Consider the following 528-nt stretch of genomic DNA (forward strand, 5'->3'; position numbering starts at 1 on the left):
GGCAGGACAATTTCTGTTGTGTAACGGTCATGCCCATTTTTATCTTGCCATTTACGGGTTTGTAATTTGCCTTCTATGTAAACCTTTGAACCTTTGTTTAGATACTGAAGTGCTATTTTTGCAAAATGCGGATTAAAAACCACTACGGAATGCCATTCTGTTTTTTCTACTTTTTGGTACGTATTTTTATTCATATAGCTTTCAGAGGTTGCCATACGAAAATTGACCACCTCAGCACCAGAAGTTATCGTTTTGCTCTCAGGATCATCTCCTAAATAGCCAATTAACATCACTTTATTGAGCATGTTTTCACTTACCTTATATTTGCGCTATCTATAATAGATATTTTATAATATTTATTTTTTATTTTCAATAAGATAATATTATTTATTAAAGTATATAATTAAGAATTTAAAATGGTAAGATATTCATAGCTTTTGTTTCTAACTACTACTATTGTACATGCACTAAAATGTGTTATATTGTAATTACATTGTAACATATTTAATGGTGTAAAATGGCTGAAAC

General features: G+C 29.7%; 1 protein-coding gene. It reads right to left on the reverse strand.

Annotated elements, in window-relative coordinates:
- A partial coding sequence (gene ssb, locus ACFINS_RS11305) for a single-stranded DNA-binding protein (protein ID WP_375706322.1) occupies positions 1-305 on the reverse strand: 305 nt, incomplete at its 3' end.
- Between the last annotated feature and the right edge of the window lie 223 nt (positions 306-528).

The sequence above is a fragment of the Bartonella sp. AA2SXKL genome (assembly GCF_042197205.1).
Taxonomy (GTDB): domain Bacteria; phylum Pseudomonadota; class Alphaproteobacteria; order Rhizobiales; family Rhizobiaceae; genus Bartonella.